Annotated in this window: 13 protein-coding genes; 8 read left to right on the forward strand and 5 right to left on the reverse strand. The window is 58.8% G+C overall.

Features of this window, described 5'->3' with window-relative positions:
- Positions 1 to 111: 111 nt before the first annotated feature.
- From ACOJB8_RS34630 to ACOJB8_RS34665, 8 genes are all read left to right on the forward strand, one after another.
- On the forward strand, positions 112 to 1,215 hold the full coding sequence (locus tag ACOJB8_RS34630) for a glycosyltransferase family 4 protein (RefSeq protein WP_368603976.1): 1,104 nt from the start codon (positions 112 to 114) through the stop codon (positions 1,213 to 1,215).
- Positions 1,203 to 2,420, forward strand: coding sequence for a glycosyltransferase family 4 protein (locus ACOJB8_RS34635; protein WP_475016695.1), 1,218 nt, complete (start codon positions 1,203 to 1,205; stop codon positions 2,418 to 2,420). Before ACOJB8_RS34630 ends, ACOJB8_RS34635 begins: the two co-directional genes overlap by 13 nt.
- Positions 2,421 to 2,678: 258 nt before the next feature.
- The gene (locus ACOJB8_RS34640; protein ID WP_475016659.1) at positions 2,679 to 3,884 is read left to right on the forward strand and encodes a hypothetical protein; all 1,206 of its coding nucleotides are present in this window, start codon (positions 2,679 to 2,681) and stop codon (positions 3,882 to 3,884) included.
- Entirely contained in the window at positions 3,877 to 5,175 is a 1,299-nt protein-coding gene (locus ACOJB8_RS34645) for an oligosaccharide flippase family protein (RefSeq protein ID WP_368616837.1), read from the forward strand. Before ACOJB8_RS34640 ends, ACOJB8_RS34645 begins: the two co-directional genes overlap by 8 nt.
- A gap of 172 nt (positions 5,176 to 5,347) precedes the next feature.
- Positions 5,348 to 6,256: a glycosyltransferase family 2 protein gene (locus ACOJB8_RS34650; protein WP_475016662.1), complete on the forward strand. Its 909-nt coding sequence runs from the start codon at positions 5,348 to 5,350 to the stop codon at positions 6,254 to 6,256.
- 7 nt (positions 6,257 to 6,263) lie between these two features.
- Positions 6,264 to 7,358, forward strand: a complete 1,095-nt coding sequence (locus tag ACOJB8_RS34655; protein ID WP_475016664.1) for an acyltransferase family protein — start codon at positions 6,264 to 6,266, stop codon at positions 7,356 to 7,358.
- Positions 7,359 to 7,597: 239 nt separating this feature from the next.
- On the forward strand, positions 7,598 to 8,704 hold the full coding sequence (locus tag ACOJB8_RS34660) for a glycosyltransferase family 4 protein (RefSeq protein ID WP_475016666.1): 1,107 nt from the start codon (positions 7,598 to 7,600) through the stop codon (positions 8,702 to 8,704).
- Positions 8,705 to 8,739: 35 nt separating this feature from the next.
- Entirely contained in the window at positions 8,740 to 9,816 is a 1,077-nt protein-coding gene (locus ACOJB8_RS34665; RefSeq protein WP_475016668.1) for a glycosyltransferase, read from the forward strand.
- 76 nt (positions 9,817 to 9,892) lie between these two features.
- Here ACOJB8_RS34665 and ACOJB8_RS34670 read toward each other — a convergent pair whose 3' ends face one another.
- The 5 genes from ACOJB8_RS34670 to ACOJB8_RS34690 all read right to left on the reverse strand — a co-directional run bounded on the left by ACOJB8_RS34670 (position 9,893) and on the right by ACOJB8_RS34690 (position 15,664).
- Positions 9,893 to 10,807, reverse strand: coding sequence for a transcriptional regulator (locus tag ACOJB8_RS34670; RefSeq protein WP_475016670.1), 915 nt, complete (start codon positions 10,805 to 10,807; stop codon positions 9,893 to 9,895).
- Positions 10,758 to 12,662 carry a hypothetical protein gene (locus ACOJB8_RS34675; protein WP_475016672.1) on the reverse strand — a complete coding sequence of 635 codons (1,905 nt, stop codon included), beginning with the start codon at positions 12,660 to 12,662 and terminating at the stop codon, positions 10,758 to 10,760. The genes ACOJB8_RS34670 and ACOJB8_RS34675 overlap by 50 nt, the downstream gene beginning before the upstream one ends.
- Before the next feature lie 422 nt (positions 12,663 to 13,084).
- Positions 13,085 to 13,543 (reverse strand): GtrA family protein, encoded by a 459-nt coding sequence (locus ACOJB8_RS34680; protein ID WP_475016674.1) that lies wholly within the window; start codon positions 13,541 to 13,543, stop codon positions 13,085 to 13,087.
- Positions 13,536 to 14,618: a glycosyltransferase family 2 protein gene (locus ACOJB8_RS34685; RefSeq protein WP_475016676.1), complete on the reverse strand. Its 1,083-nt coding sequence runs from the start codon at positions 14,616 to 14,618 to the stop codon at positions 13,536 to 13,538. The genes ACOJB8_RS34680 and ACOJB8_RS34685 overlap by 8 nt, the downstream gene beginning before the upstream one ends.
- Positions 14,619 to 14,677: 59 nt before the next feature.
- Positions 14,678 to 15,664, reverse strand: coding sequence for a cupin-like domain-containing protein (locus tag ACOJB8_RS34690; protein ID WP_475016678.1), 987 nt, complete (start codon positions 15,662 to 15,664; stop codon positions 14,678 to 14,680).
- Positions 15,665 to 15,670 lie beyond the last annotated feature (6 nt).

Raw genomic sequence — 15,670 nt, forward strand, 5'->3', positions numbered from 1 at the left:
GCGTGACATGAGCGACGGCGAACATTCGCCGGTGCGAAGACCGGCCACACTTCAAGACATACGAATTGCATGGCGCGGCCCGTTGAATCCGGCCGTGCCTTCTACCTTGGGATGAATCACGTGCTTGCCCCCAATCTGATGATTAACGGCCGCTTCCTGGGTCGCCGCGCGACGGGTGTCGATCGCTTTGCGTTCGAGACGATCCGCGCACTCGACCAGCTGATCGAGCTGCGCGATCCACGCGTCGCCGGATTGCGGACAGAGATCATCGTTCCCGAAGCGCTGGCCGCCATGCCGAATCCGTTCCGGCACGTCGCGTTGCGCGCGAGCGGAAAGGGCGGTGGCCTGCGTTGGGAACAGCTCGCGCTGCCGCAAGCCGCACGCGGCCGGTTGCTGCTCAATCTCTGCAACTCCGGGCCCCTGTGGTATCGCCGTCAAATCACGGTGCTGCACGACGCGGCGCCCGCGCGCGTGCCGGACAGCTACAGCCGGTCCTTTGTTGCCTGGTATCGCCTGATGGCGCCGCGTCTTGGCCGCATATCGCGGCGTGTCATTACCGTGTCGGAATTCTCGCGGCGTGAACTAAGTGACGCTTACCGGATTCCGGTAGACAAGATCGGCGTTGTGTCGGAGAGCGGCGAGCACATGTTGCGTGTGCAACAGGATGCGGCTCCAACGTCAGTCACGCGCGACGAGCGTCCATTCGTGCTTGCGGTGGGAAGCCTCAATCGTCACAAGAATTTTCAGCTCGTGGCCGAGGCGGCGCGCCTCATTCGTGACGCGCAGTTCGACATCATCGTGGTAGGCGGGGGCGACGCACGAGTCTACGGTACGGGCCAGGATGCGTTGCCTGCGTTCGTGAAGCATCTCGGCTACGTAAGCGATAGCGAACTCGCGGCGCTCTATCGGCGCGCGGCGTGCTTCGTGTATCCGTCACGCTACGAGGGCTTCGGCTTGCCGCCCGTCGAGGCGCTGGCGCTTGGCTGCCCGGTCATCGCTTCGCGGCTGCCGGCTGTCCAGGAAGCATGCAGCGACGCCGTGCTCTACACCTCGCCAGACGATCCTGCGGAACTGGCGAGCTTGCTCGAGCGAATCACGCGCGATGCCGCGTTACGCGAGAATCTGCGCGAACGGGGCCGCGCACGGACTGCGGAGCTCACCTGGCGAGCGACTGCGACCAGGTTGATCGAGGAGATCTCGCCGTGGCTAATGTGACGCTTGCATCCAATCTTGCGAAGGACACTCGCCGTTTCGGCCGTGTCGCGCTCGTGCATGAGTGGCTTGTCACTTACGCGGGGTCGGAGAAGGTCGTGGGGCAGATTCTTCAGCTCTTTCCACAGGCCGATCTATACAGCGTTGTCGACTTCTTCCCGGAGTCGCAGCGGGGCGTGCTGGGCGGCAGGCATGCAACGACTTCGTTCATTCAGCATCTGCCGCGGGCGCGCAAATCGTTTCGCACTTACCTCCCGCTCATGCCGCTGGCGATCGAGCAGTTCGATCTCTCGTCCTACGATCTCGTGATCTCGTCTAGCCATGCTGTGGCCAAGGGCATTTTGACCGGTCCGAACCAGGTGCATGTCAGTTATGTGCACTCGCCGATCCGGTATGCGTGGGATCTGCAGCATCAATATCTGTGCGAAGCCGGGCTGCAGCGCGGTATGAAAAGCTGGATCGTGCGCGCGTTGCTTCACTACATGCGGATCTGGGACCAGCGTACGGCGCATGGCGTGGATGCGTTCGTCGCCAATTCTGCATTCGTGGGGCGACGCATTCGCAAAGCGTACGGCAGCGAGGCCACGGTGGTCTACCCGCCGGTCGATGTGGAGCGGTTCGAATTGGGTGACCAGCACGAAGACTTCTATTTGATTGCCTCGCGCATGGTGCCATACAAACGCATACCGCTCATCGTCGAGGCATTCGCCACGATGCCATCGCGGCGTCTCGTGGTGATCGGTGATGGCGCCGACTTTGCGCGTGTGAAGGCGTGTGCCACGCCCAATGTGACGTTGCTCGGCTATCAGCCCGATGAGGCTCTGGTCGACTACATGCAGCGTGCGCGGGCGTTCGTCGTCGCCGCGGAGGAAGACTTCGGTATTTCAGTTGTCGAAGCACAGGCCTGCGGCACGCCGGTCATCGCTTTGGGTCGTGGAGGCTCGCGGGAGATCGTGGTGGATTCGCCGGACCCCGAACGCGGCACGGGGCTCTTCTTCAGCGAGCAAAGCGTGGAATCAATTGTCGATGCGGTGGAGCGCTTTGAGCGTCAGCCGCCGCTCAAAGCGGAAGTTTGCCGTCGTAACGCGATGCGCTTTACGGAAGAGCGGTTCAAGCAGGAGTTTCTCAGTGTAGTGGAACGCGCGATGGATGCCGACAAAGTGCTCGCCGACACGCCACCTGTGGTGCGGCGCTGGCATTCAGCCTGAGTTGACACAATAACGAGATCGTTCACGCACGAATGCTGCGTGAACGCATAGGGGTTTCGGCAAGTGGAACTGACGATATTCGGAGTCATCGTGTTCGTCGCCGGACTGGCGGCGCTCTACGTGTCGTATCGCGGCGCGATTTACGGCATGGCGGCGTTTTCCCTGTTTGGATGTACGCTCGCGCTCGGCCTGGGCGGCATCGGCATTTTGCCGGCGCAAGTCTTTCTCGCGTTCTTCGCACTCAGGGCGTTCAATCTCGTGGGCGGGAAGGGGCTCGCTGACGCGGTCTCGCAGGGCAAGCCCGGCTTCTGGCTGTTCTGCACCTGCCTCTGGGGCGTTACGGGTGCCATCATGCTGCCACGCTTGCTGAGCGGCGCGACACTCGTGTTCCCTGTCGACCGCAGCAGCCAGTTCATCGTATTGCAGCCGCTTGGCCCTGTCTCCGGCAATCTGTCTCAGACGATCTATTGCATCGCCGACGTCATAGTGTATTGCTCCATGTTCGCGTTCCTGCAATATCGCGGTGTATACCGGACGCTCGCCAACGCCATCTTTCTACTCGCCTCGCTTGACGCGCTTGCCGGCGTGATCGATATCGTTGCGCACGCGGCGGGCCTCGACGTTCTCTCCGCTATCAAGACGGCGCAGTTCGCCGATTTGACCGGCCAGGAAATGGCCGGGATGGTTCGCATCAGCGGCACGTTCAGTGAAACGTCTGGCTTTGCGGCTTTTACGCTGCCGATCTTTGTCTTTTGCCTGAATCTCTGGCTCGTCGGCTATCGCCCGAAACTGGCCGGTCCGCTTTCGATTGCAACAGGAAGCCTGCTGCTGCTGTCGACTTCGGGAACCGCCTATGTCGGTTTAGGCGCGTATCAGCTGGTACTGCTCTTTAGCCGGCCCGCGGTGATCTCGCGTTTCGCCCCGGTACGCAAGCAACGGCTGTGTGTTATTTCGGCATGCGCGGGTCTGTTGGGCGTTCTCTACGTGATCGTCTTTTTGCCGGGGGTGGTGAAAGTGCTCAGTGATTTCGTCGATGCCGCGATCCTGAGCAAGGCAGGTAGTGACTCCGGTGTCGAGCGAATGGGCTGGAATTCGCAGGGCATCACCAACTTCTTCGATACGTACGGAATAGGCGTTGGACTGGGAAGCATTCGTGCGTCGAGCTTTCTGGTGGTGCTGGTGGCAAGCCTTGGCGTCGTGGGTGTGGTGTGTTACGGGACGTTCCTTGGCAAGACGCTGCTGACGCCGGTGCCTGGCCATTACCCGTTCGCGGAGCGGGCCATCGCCTATGCGGCGCGTCACGCCATGATCGCGACGTTGATCGTCGCCTCCGCTTCGCTTAGCGTCTTCGAACTCGGTACGTGTTTTTATTTATTTGCGGCCGCAGCGGGCGCACTCTCGCCGCGTGTGCCGCGACGTGTGCCCGCGCGCGGCGGATGGGTTGCCAGGGGGGCTCATGAATAAGGTGCATTCGTCGCTGTCAAAGCTTGAACTGCTGGCAGTATATTTTTCGTACGCAATACGCTACCTCTACCCGCTCGTTCTCATTCCTTATTACGGAAGAGTGCTGGGCTCGAGTGGTTACGGAGTGGTATTGGCCGGACTGTCGCTTTCCAGTGCTCTCTGGCTGCTCGTCAACTTCGGATTTTCTACCATCGGCGGGCGGGATATCGTCCACACCGAAGTCGCGAGCGAACGCGATACGATTTTTCGGGATCAATTCACGGCCCGGCTGCTATTGTCCGTTCCCGGTGCGATCGTCGGAGGCATCGCGGTTTGCAGGTCGGACATCATTGCCAATGTGCCGCTTGCGGGGTTTTTCGTCGTTGCCGGAGGGCTGCTGTCCGCCTTTAACATTGGCTGGTATTTCACCAGCACGGGACGCCCGCGCACGAATGTTCTGATCGAAGTCATGGGGCTCCTGCTTTCGCTCGCACTGATCTTTACCTTCATTCGCAAACCGGCTGATGTCGACCGGGCGTTTCCTGTGATTTTTACCTCCAGCATGATCCAGACGCTGGTGGCATATTGGCTTGTTCGAAAAGAATACACGGGCTTCATTGCACCCATGCGGGCGGCCGTGGGTCTGATCAAGCGGTCGGCCACGATCTTCATCTACAGCGGAACAGCGGTCCTGGTGCTGGATGCCTCCACCTACATTCTGTCGCTGCTGGCCGCGGCCCCGGAAGTGAGTGCCTTTGGTCTCTCCGAGCGCCTGGTGGGTGCCGCGTTGAGCATCATGGCGCCCGCCGCCCAGATTCTGGCGCCGAAGGTCATGTATCTGGTTACCCGTAACCCGGACCGAGCGAATCTGCTTGCCCGGCGAACATTTGCCGTCTTCTTTGTCGGCGCGGTGGCGGGAGTGATCCTCACGAGACTGCTCTCTGAATGGCTCATACCGCTGGTATTTGGACCGGAGCTCGGCCATGCCGTCCCGGTCCTGAATATCATGATCTTCATTCTGCCGCTTACCGTTTGCACGCGGGTACTCGGTATCTATTTCCTGATTCCCCGAAAACTCGAAAGGCAGCTTGCCTGGAGCGGTGTGATCAGCGCGGTGGTGAACCTGATGGTGGCCATTCCCCTTGCCAGCCACTGGGGGGCCACAGGTATGGTCTACGCGCGAATCCTCGCGGAAGGATCATTGCTGGTCATGCTGATTTTCGGAATCTGGAAAGCCGGCTTGTTTCGCGAGATTCTCGGAATCAACGAAGGTTTCTCTTTGCCGGGGAGATTTGGAAGATGGCTCGAATGACGAGCGCCGCGAATCGCTTTGCGCATGCGTTGTGGTGTACGCGCGAGATCTGCGGGTGCATGCGGCAGGCAGGAGTGCGATGCCTCGCGCGTCGATGCCGCGTCCCCCGCATTCCTGCAGGCAATGATCGATGAGGTCAATGATGGAATCGAGCTTCAGTTCACGAGTCACGATGGCCGAGCCGATGAGTCAGCCTTCACCTGACAAAGATCCGAGAATCTGCCTGATCTTCGCCACTCGTGGTCGCGCAGACATTCTCAAGGACGTCGTTGCCTTCGTCGACTTGCAAACGGTTAAACCCGATCTGATCATCGTCTCCTGCGTCTCGGACGAGGACGTTGGCGACCTGTCAGTCCAGCCTGGAATGATCGTGCTGAAGGGGCGGCCTGGACTGACGACGCAACGCAATCACGCGTTGAACCATGTGCCGGACGACGTCGACGTCGTGATTTTTCTGGACGATGACTTTCTGATGCACAGCGAGTGGATTGCGGAAGTCCTCAAGGCGCTGGATAGCGATCCATCCATTGCCTGCGTCACCGGAACCGTCATCGCCGATGGCATTCATGGGCCGGGTTATTCCTTCGAAGAAGGGCAGGCCATCGTTGCCAGGATCGGCGAACTTCCGGAACGGTTGATCGTCGCGCCGACCGGTGGCCCCTACGGGTGCAACATGGCATTCCGCGCCAGCAGCATCGCTGGTCTGCGCTTTGATGAGCGCCTCGTTCTCTATGGCTGGCAGGAGGATCGTGATTTCGGAGGTCAGATCTGGAACCGAGGCTATCTCGTCGTGCGTATCAATACAGCACTAGGCGTGCACATGGGAGTCAAACGCGGCAGGGTATCCGGATGCAAACTAGGTTATTCGCAGGTCATCAATCCGTTCTATCTGGTGAAAAAGAAGACGATGCCTCTGCGCCCGGCGGTCGACCATGTCATACGCAATATCGCGAGCAACATAGTGCGAAGCTTTGCACCGGAGCCATGGATCGACCGGCGAGGACGACTAATGGGGAATCTGATCGGATTGTGGGACTTCTTTCGCGGAAGGCTCACGCCTGAGCGACCCGAGAGCTTTTAGCAATCTGATGAACAAAGATTCTCATTTCGCGGTGCCCGATTGCCTGCGCGGCCTCGCAGCCATATCGGTCCTGCTCTTTCACTTTAATCACTGGCTGGGGATTCCGTGGTTGGCCCCCAACGCCGGTATTGCTGTTGACTTCTTCTTTGGCCTGTCGGGTTACGTCCTGTGCGTGGCGTATCGTGGCCGCTTCGAAAGAGGGCTGAGCGGTGCGCTTTTCGCGCGTATCAGACTCATACGGCTGATGCCGATGATCGTGATCGGAACGCTGTTGAGTGCATCGTATCTGGCGGCGAGATATGTTCTGCTTCGCGATTCCGACATCTCTCCGCGCTGGCTCGCGGCCGCCACGCTCTTTGGTCTATCGTGCATTCCGGTCTTCGGTGCTCCGCATGCAATTGGAGGGCCGCAGGTGTTTCCGCTCAATGGCCCCGAATACACGCTGTTCCTCGAGCTGGTGGTCAATCTCTTCTGGATGCTCACACGCCGAGTCGACGGAATAAAGTTCGCGCTCACCATGGCGATCGCGGGCTACGCGCTTACCGCGGTATCCGGTATGGGAGGCGATACGCCGCAGACTTTCCTTTCCGGCTTTCCACGTGTATTCGGCGCCTACTATCTGGGCGTCCTGCTTTATCACGCTCATATGAAATTCGGGCTGCTCTCGTTGAAGATCTGGAGGTCGCTATTTCTTCCAGCGTGCGTCGCAACGATGGTCATTATGGGGTGGAATGGCCAGATCCCATTTTTCGTACAGTGGCTGTGGGCTGCCGCTGTGATGCCGTTGCTGATCCTCGGCGGATCTTCGATTGCGCTCACCGGGCCCGTACGGACGGTCGCGCTCGTTCTTGGGGAACTGTCGTATCCCGTGTACGCGTTGCATTACCCCACGTTTGTCTGGCTCAACGGCGTCTATCAGGAGTTGATGCACAGAAAGGATCCGATTCTGGAGGCCGCCGTGTTCTTGCCCGCGATTCTGCTGACCAGTTATCTCATCATGCGTTTCATCGATACGCCCATCCGTGCGTGGCTCGTGTCCCGATTTGGCCGATCGACGCCTAAACCGGTTCTCGACGCCACGGCCGCCGATACACCCGTTTGAGCCGGTGCGCGGAGGCTGGCTATGCACGCGTTTGCGTGCGGTATCCAGCAGTGCTGCGCCGCGTGCGTCGATAGCATACCTGTCGAAGCAAGCGGCACTTTCCTGCGGAAGGACGGGAATCGCGTAGCGCGAATCTTGCTCGAAACCTCTGGGCTAACGTTGCTGCCGCTTGAGTTGGCATCTGATCGATTGCCGGGCCATTGACTGAAGAGCACTGACGCTTGAACGTGGAGGGGTTTATGAAAACGATCGCGTCGAAGACGATAGCGTTCAATGGCAAGTTCTTCGGGGCAGCGCCGACGGGCGTGCACAAGGTTGCCGAGCAACTCGTCGCCGCGACCGATGCGCTGATTGCCGGGCAGGCTGGCAGCGGCGTCGATTGCACCCTCGTCGTCAGAGACCGCGTCGAGATTCCGCGTTACCGAAACATTTCGTGCGTTCGCGAGAGTCGCTGGGTTCGCAGGATTCATCGGATCGCGTGGGAGCAATGCTATCTTCCACTGGCTCGCAGAAGGGATTTCATTCTTAATCTATGCAATCTCGGGCCTTTGCTTCATCGGGATTCGGCGACGATGATCCACGACGCACAGGTGTATTCGGCCCCAGAATCCTATTCGCTTCCTTTCCGGCTTTGGTACAAATCGCTCTACTTTTTTATCGGTAAACGTCACAAGATCATCTTTACCGTATCCGAGTTCTCAAAAGCCGAGCTTGTGCGCTATGGCATTGCCAACGCCGACAAAATTGTCGTCGTACATAACGGCTGCGACCATGTTCTGCAGGTCCAGCCGGACGCGCGACAACTCGCGGCGTTGAGCCTGAACCCGCGGCGCTACGTGCTCGCGCTCGCGAACACCCAGAAACACAAGAACGTCGGCATTTTGCTCAAGGCCTTCGCAAGCGCACAGCTGAGCGACGTCGAACTGGTACTGTTCGGCAATGCGACGCAGGCCGACTTCGAAGGTCTCGGGCATGTCGTGCCTCCCAACGTGCGATTTACCGGCCGCATTAGCGATGCCGAGCTCGTTGGGCTGATGACCCACGCCGGCGCACTTGCCTTTCCCTCACTGACAGAAGGGTTTGGTCTGCCGCCGCTGGAGGCAATGGCGCTGGGTTGCCCGGTCATCGCCGCACCGTTTGGCGCGCTTCCGGAAGTTTGTGGCAAAGCGGTGCTTTATGCGAATCCGTTCGACGCGGACGCCTGGCGAATGAATATTTTGGCGGTACTCAACGATGAGTCCGTGCGGCAGTCACTGATATCCGCCGGACGCCGGCAGGCTGGTGGCTTCACCTGGAGACAGGCGGCGCGCAGCATGTTCGAGACCGTGAAGGCCGTGAGCGGCTGAATTCCTTATAGAAAAGCGATGTTGGGGGGCACGTAATGTCTATTGATGTCGACTTCTCATTGGCGCTCAATGATCGAACCGGCAAGCTCTTTTTGGGGAAGGACATCATTTCAACGCTCGGCGCCAGGGTGACGAGGGTCCACTACGGCCGATTTCACGAATTTCCCCATAGTGATCTGATGCGCCGGATTGCGGGCCGCTTGACCCAGAAGGAAACCATTGCGCGAGTGAACAGGTCGCGGCTGGTTTCACTTTTGCCCGTTATTCGTGATCCACGCCCTACGCTGCATCTCGATCCGCTGAGCGTCGTGCGCCATCGCCTGGAAGCACGCGACATCGTGCTCTGCCACGATGTGGGTCCGATCACCCATCCAGAATATTTCGCGCCGGGTGTCAACGAACTGTACGTTCGGGCTTATGACGAGATCCGGCGAACGAAGCCCCATATGGTTTTCGTCAGCAAGACGTCGCAGCGGGAATTTCACGCGCTGTACGGCAATGACTTTGCCTCGTCGAACGTCATCTATATTCCAACCCGTTTGGGAGTCAAGAAAGGAGAAGGTCGTCCGGTGGAAGGCGTTTCGCGTCGTTTTCTGCTGACGGTGGGCAGTATCGGCGATCGGAAGAACCAGGCCCGTTCTATCGAGGCCTTCTCGGCAAGCGGGCTTGTGGAGAAAGGGTGGCAGTATGTCCTTGTCGGAGGGCGCGAGTCTGGCGCCGACGTCGCGATTGAACTCGCCAGGCAATCACCGGGTGTGGTGATGCCAGGTTATACGAAAGACGAAGAGCTTCGCTGGCTTTATCGCAACGCATCCGGCTTCGTTCTGATGAGTCTGCTGGAAGGATTCGGAATGCCGGTGATCGAGGCGATAGAGCACGACCTGCCATGCCTCGTTTCCCGCGGGAGCATTTTGACGGAAGTTGGCGGCGGCGCGATGCTGTGCGCCGATCCGCTTGCTCGCGAATCCATCGCGTATGGTATGCGGTCGCTAGCCGAAATGCCGGACGAGGAGCGTGGTCGGCGGATTTCGGAGGCGCGTGCGCATCTCGCGCTTTTTGCGCGCGAACCGATACTCGCTAGCTGGCGAGCACTGGTTGAAAAGGTCGGGTGATTCGCTGGGTCGGGTCCGCGGGCAGCATGTGCGTACAACGACAAGGCCCGCCGTGGCGGGCCAGGGCGACGTAAGACTAGTCGCTTCCTTGCAGGGGCGACTTCGCAACGCGGCGGGCGGTATTCACCGCCGAGAAAGCCGCAGCCTTGGCGCGATCCCGCACGCCGCTTCGTCCAGGCGGCGTGGGGTTGAGACCAAGCTTGCGCAGGTAATAGTTGGCCCGATAGACATCCGCGCGCAGCGTGTTGAGAAACTGAAAGTTCACGCTCAAGGTCACCGAGATATTGTCGCCGTTCTTCAACCAATGGGGGCAGTTGACAGGAACGTGAACGCCGTTTCCGGGTGCCAGTCTGTACGTCTTCGCCCTGTCCTGCAACTCGGGTCGATAGTTCGGCGCGTTGTGGTCGATCGTCCAGAATCGCTCGAGTTCTTCTTCCGGAAGCACCTGCCGGTCTTCCCGATCAAAGACGTACAAATCCTTTTTCCCGTGGATTTGAAGAATGAAATTGCATTCCCGATCGATGTGATACGCCGTCACACGCTTCGGTGACGTCACGAAAATGATGAGGTCTTCGCGCTTGATCTGCGATTCGATGTCACCGCCAGCCATACCCTTGATCTCCGCCATCGCATGCCTGTACAGCTCGGCGTAGGCCGGGTCTTGTTGCGGGCCTCTGAAAATGAACCAGGCGTTGGAGTCTTCCAGCTGCTTTAATGCGTTGAGCGGCGAGAACGCACGATTCGTATCTTTCCATTTCTGACCGGGCGCGACATCACCCATGTCGAAGTAGAGGTCATCTGGACGTGTTTTCAGGGTTCGCTCCGCCAATTCCAGCAATTGAGGAAGCTCAAAGAGCGGATGAGACGCCAGGTGGTGGGAGACGTCGAAGCTCTTCCGCTCGAAATTGTCCCGAAACACCGAGGAATCCGCGTCGATCCATTTATCCGGCAATTCCGCTTCGAGAGCGGGGGGAACCGCAGTAGTCTCCATGTGATCGCTCCTCTTGGTCAAATGGGGGATAAGCAATACCCCTTGGCACCGTCGAGACGTCGGATAACGAATTACTTGCGATCGTGGATTTATTGACCACATCGTCGAACTTGTAAAGCCACGCGGGCGTTCCCTTCAGGGCTACCCAGCCAGGACCGGGCTGAATATTCGGCATTGCGAGGGACACGACCGCTCGCGCTCCGGTTTGATGGAACGCTTGCATGATCTCTTCACGCTGTTGCGCCGTAAGCTTCGTCCAGAATGTTTCACTAAAATTCGGCCAGAGGACTTCGTCTTTGCGATCAAGGCGGTTGCGATCCTGCGGCTCGATACGGTACGGGAGACCGCCGAACTCGGCGACGATGCGCAAGCGTGAGACATAGGCCCAGCTGACCCTGACAGTGGGATAGCTATCCCGGATCACGGCAACTGGATCCCCCGGCTGCAACCCTGAGGCAGTGAGCGCGTCAGCAATCCGCCATTTCGGGTCGTCGTGAAAGTCCGATCGATTAATCGCCGCCACGAACGAAGGCCCATCGGTCATCGCAAGCTCACCGAGAGCGCCTGCACCATAGATGATGACGAGCGCTGTCGCGAGCAGGCGGCGCGATTGCAGGGTTGCGTCGAGCAATGGCGCCCATGTCAGGAGCGCGATAACCATAACGAACGCACTGAGATAACGATCTTCAACGTGGACAATAAAATAGGTGGCGAAGCCTCCGACGGTTGGCAGCAGCAATGGCCAAACGCGGATTATTGTCCTGAGGAGCGATGCTCGCCATGACCGCCTGGCAACGGTAAACAAGAGCGCCGCGGCGAGCGAAAGCACTGTTGGGTGTTGCTTGAGTATCTGCTGCAAGCTCCACAGAGACCGGCCCATCGCTATCAATTGCATCTTCAAACTGAAGAACGTCTTGAAGCCTTTGTACCAATATGCGACGTCGTTATAGGGTGGGTACGTCGTGTGGAAAGGCGTACCGAAGCCGAACACCGGCAAGCCCGCTACAAGTTGACTGGTCGGGTGGATTGGCCGACCGAACTGCGCCGGTCCGCCTTGCCAATTGGTCAGGTGAGGAAGCTCGTTTACGTGCCAGGGGACATTCAAGGCACCCGAGGCGCCAAGCGTAAATTCCCCATAGGACCAGGAAATCCCGGCGATGTAGACGGCAAAGAGAACACCGAAGGTTCCCGCAACCGCACCGAATGACTTCCACAAGCCGCCCCTCATGCAGCAATAGATGAAAAGCGTCAACATGAAGAGACAGGCAAATGGAGTGAATACCCCTTTCACCCAAACACCGAGACCAAGGACCAGACCGAGCAAAGTAGCGGTCAAAAGGTCTTTGCGACGAATCAGGGAGAGAAGCAGGCCGGAAGCCAGGAGGAAGCCGGTGGTCACAAGCAAGTCTGGACACGCGGCTGAAACGGAATCGAGCGCGAGACAGGCGCCAAGAAAAACGCAAACCCCAATCCAGACGGTGAAAGGGTGCTTGCCCAGCGCAAGCGAACCAGGCCAATACAGCGCGAGCGCACTCCGGATCAGTCCGCGCCAGGCGGCATAGGCAACGAGATAGATTACCCAGTTGACTGCCGTAATGGCATACCACTCGCCGTCCGGCGTGGGCGCGGCCAGTGCCCGGGCGCCGGCAACCAATGCGGGATAGCCGGGATTCCAGAAGGGGTTGAAAATTTCGCGCCAGTCGAGGTGCGTGACGGCCCAGCTGACATTGAGATAGGAAATCCAGTCGCCATAATATTGCGTCCGACCGTAGAGGCCTTCGACGATACCGAGTATGCCGACGACGATCCAGGACAGGATCAAATGCACATTCCCCCGTGACCACTTTATTGTCATGTAGCACCTCCACGCTTGCAGCTAGAAGATCAGTAGATAAGGGAGTTAACCGCCCAGTGGCCCAATCAGCAAAATGAGCTATTAACGCCCAATATCAGTCGAGGTGTGAGCACGGGCCGCTGTTCGCCTTGTCGGACGCAAACGCCGGTACGGTCCGGAGCGATCCAGCACAATGTGGCGAATCCTCGGAATGGATGGCGTGTTTCTACACGCCCGTTCGTCGCTCGATGTCGTCCCGGCCGTCACATGACAGCAGGGCGTCTCGCTTACGGTCGTGCAGGCAAGTCACGCGATGAATTTAGCCGGTCGAATCGAACCTCTCTGTGCGTTGGGCAACGCGGGCTTTCGATCGAGCGAGGCAGATTCATCGGCGTGTGCGTGCGCACAGACAATTCCCAGGTTCGCCGAAAGGGGAGTGGCGTTCAGGACGGCGGTGCATCGCCTGCCGTCGGGACCTGATTCGACGCATTGGAGGCCGCTCCGGAAAAGCGCGCCTTTTCGTTGAACGTCCACGCCGAGTTGAGCAGATAAGTCAAGCCGAGAACGAGGGCAGTCGTGACCAGCTGCGCAATGAGATAGTTCAAACCAAGACTGGTGACGAAGAACTTCATGCACACACCGTTCATCAATACGCCGAGCAAGGCGATGATGGCGAACTTCGGTGCGGTCGACAGGGGATTGCTCTTGCTTCGGAACGTGATCTGGCGGTTGAGGCTGTAGTTGACGATCGCGCCGACGGTCGCCCCGGCCATGGAACTGACCGCCGGGGAGGCAAGACCGGAGTGGACCATCGCAATCAAAATCGCATACTGTGCGACGGTGCCGATCGCACCGACGCACGCATAGACCACAAACCTTCTTGCCACGCGCAGATCAGGCATCGCTCGTGCCCGCGGATTGATAGCGGTGGCGGATCAGGTAAACCGGCCGATTTTTCGATTCGTAGTAGATGCGGCCGATGTATTCGCCAAGTACGCCTATACCGATCAACTGAACTCCGCCGAGCAGGAGCACGGCCGAGATCAATGACGCGTAGCCAGGTACGGCGACCCCTTGAATCAAGGTTCGCACAATGAGAAACGATGCATACAGTATCGCGATACATGCCACGAAGCTGCCGACGTAAGTCCATACGCGAAGCGGCAGCGTGCTGAAACTCGTGAAGCCCTCCAGCGCGAAGTTCCACAGTTTCCAACCCGAAAACTTCGATCTGCCGGCGAGGCGAGGCTCACGCACATACTCGACGACTGCGGTCCGGTAGCCAACCCAGGCAAACAACCCCTTCATGAACCGCCGCGTCTCGGGGAGTTGTTTGAGGGCGTCCACGACCTCCCTCGTGATCAAACGGAAGTCACCCACGTTCTCCGGGATCTTCGTGTCGCACATCGCGTTGTGTATGCGGTAAAAGGTTGCCGCGGTCTGGCGCTTGAGGAAGGAATCCGTGAGCCGGCTCACACGTTTGGCAACGACGACATCGTGGCCTTCGCGCCATTTCTCGACCAATAGCGGAATGATTTTCGGCGGGTCCTGCAAATCCGCGTCGAAAGGAATCACAATGGCGCCGCGCGCTTCGTCGAGTCCTGCCGAAAGTGCAGCCTCCTTGCCGAAGTTGCGCGTCAGGTCGATGACACGGATGCGGCTGTCTTGCTTCGACATGCGAATCAGCATGCCCAGCGAATCATCGCGGCTGCCGTCATTCACGCAGACGATTTCAAACCCGGTTCCGTCGATCGATTCAAGTACAGGAATGACCGTGCTGAAGAACGCGCCGATCATCTCCTCCTCGTTATAGAACGGCACGACGAGCGACAACAGGCAGGGCTCACTAACCGAGGGAACATCCGCAAGCGCAGGGTTGGACCGCGCCGTCGTCTCGCGCGCGCCTGCCGGCGAGGTTGACGCTTCCCTCAGGAGAGGCTCCGGAGCCAGAAAGTGAGGGCGGCCGATATAGTCCATGATTACCTCGCGCAGATGCCGCGGTTGTCCGACTGGCGTAACGATTTCATCGCGGGCGTTCAGCGTTTGACCAGACGCCGAACCGCGTTCAGCGGGGACTTCAATCGGGTTACCGGCGAGTGAACGACTTCCGCAAATGTTTTGGGATGGCGATGTTCGAGCGTCGAGATGACCTTTCTTTTCAAGCTGTCGCGCAACGGTGAAACGCCGGGCGGCAACGGCTTCAGCCCAATCATGCGCAGAACGTAATTAGCCTGATAAACCCGCGCGCGTCGCTCGAGCGACTTCATGCAGTAGTTGATGCTGATACTCACCGAAATGTTGTCGTCGTTCTTGACCCAATGCGGCGCCAATGGAGGGTGATGCACCACTTCGCCCGGGTTGAGCCGGAAGATCGTGCCGCGACTCTGCAGTTGACGACGATAACGCGCGGCCTCGAAGTTGCCCGCGTAGTAGCGTTCCACTTCCTGGTCCGGAACCAGTTCGCGATCGGTAGCCGGGAAGAGGCATACGTCTTTCGAGCCTTGCAACTGGAAGAGGAAGTTGGTTTCGTGATCGATGTGGAAGGGCGTCGAGATATTCGGCGACGAGACCAGCAACGTCATCGTCACCAGGGTGATGTCGCTGCGCAGCGGGTAATCGGACAACGCCTCGAGCTCGGCTGTAATCGTGTCAAGGACCTGGGCGTAGTCCGCGTCGTAAAGGTGTGCCTGAGTGAGCTTGATCCAGGAGTCGTTTTCGTGAACGCTCGCAAACGCTTCTTTCAGCCGCGTGCTGTGGGGCATGGCGCTGAATCTGGCTTCCAGCGAACTATTCTTGAAGTTGATCGCGCGGACGTTGCCATTCTTTTCAAGCATCCGCAGGGCGACCTCCTCGATCCTTGGGATCTCGAACAAGCCGCTTTCATGCAACAGGTGATTGAATTTGAACGGATGCAGATTGAAGTTGCTTTTGAATTCCTTGTTGCAGGCGTGCAGGATTTTTCCGTCTGAGGCGAGTTGGGGTGATGCATCGTCCAACGCCGCACTATGGCTAGTCACAGACATGGCACA

It is taken from the genome of Paraburkholderia sp. BR10141, assembly GCF_056155635.1.

Bases quoted from the DNA above. Each gene is read 5' to 3' on its own strand.
- ACOJB8_RS34680 (WP_475016674.1), bottom strand. From the start codon at position 13,543: ATGCCTGATCTGCGCGTGGCAAGAAGGTTTGTGGTCTATGCGTGCGTC.
- ACOJB8_RS34690 (WP_475016678.1), bottom strand. From the start codon at position 15,664: ATGTCTGTGACTAGCCATAGTGCGGCGTTGGACGATGCATCACCCCAA.
- ACOJB8_RS34670 (WP_475016670.1), bottom strand. From the start codon at position 10,807: ATGGAGACTACTGCGGTTCCCCCCGCTCTCGAAGCGGAATTGCCGGAT.
- ACOJB8_RS34655 (WP_475016664.1), top strand. From the start codon at position 6,264: ATGAACAAAGATTCTCATTTCGCGGTGCCCGATTGCCTGCGCGGCCTC.
- ACOJB8_RS34685 (WP_475016676.1), bottom strand. From the start codon at position 14,618: ATGGACTATATCGGCCGCCCTCACTTTCTGGCTCCGGAGCCTCTCCTG.
- ACOJB8_RS34630 (WP_368603976.1), top strand. From the start codon at position 112: ATGAATCACGTGCTTGCCCCCAATCTGATGATTAACGGCCGCTTCCTG.
- ACOJB8_RS34650 (WP_475016662.1), top strand. From the start codon at position 5,348: ATGGCCGAGCCGATGAGTCAGCCTTCACCTGACAAAGATCCGAGAATC.
- ACOJB8_RS34675 (WP_475016672.1), bottom strand. From the start codon at position 12,662: ATGACAATAAAGTGGTCACGGGGGAATGTGCATTTGATCCTGTCCTGG.
- ACOJB8_RS34665 (WP_475016668.1), top strand. From the start codon at position 8,740: ATGTCTATTGATGTCGACTTCTCATTGGCGCTCAATGATCGAACCGGC.
- ACOJB8_RS34660 (WP_475016666.1), top strand. From the start codon at position 7,598: ATGAAAACGATCGCGTCGAAGACGATAGCGTTCAATGGCAAGTTCTTC.
- ACOJB8_RS34645 (WP_368616837.1), top strand. From the start codon at position 3,877: ATGAATAAGGTGCATTCGTCGCTGTCAAAGCTTGAACTGCTGGCAGTA.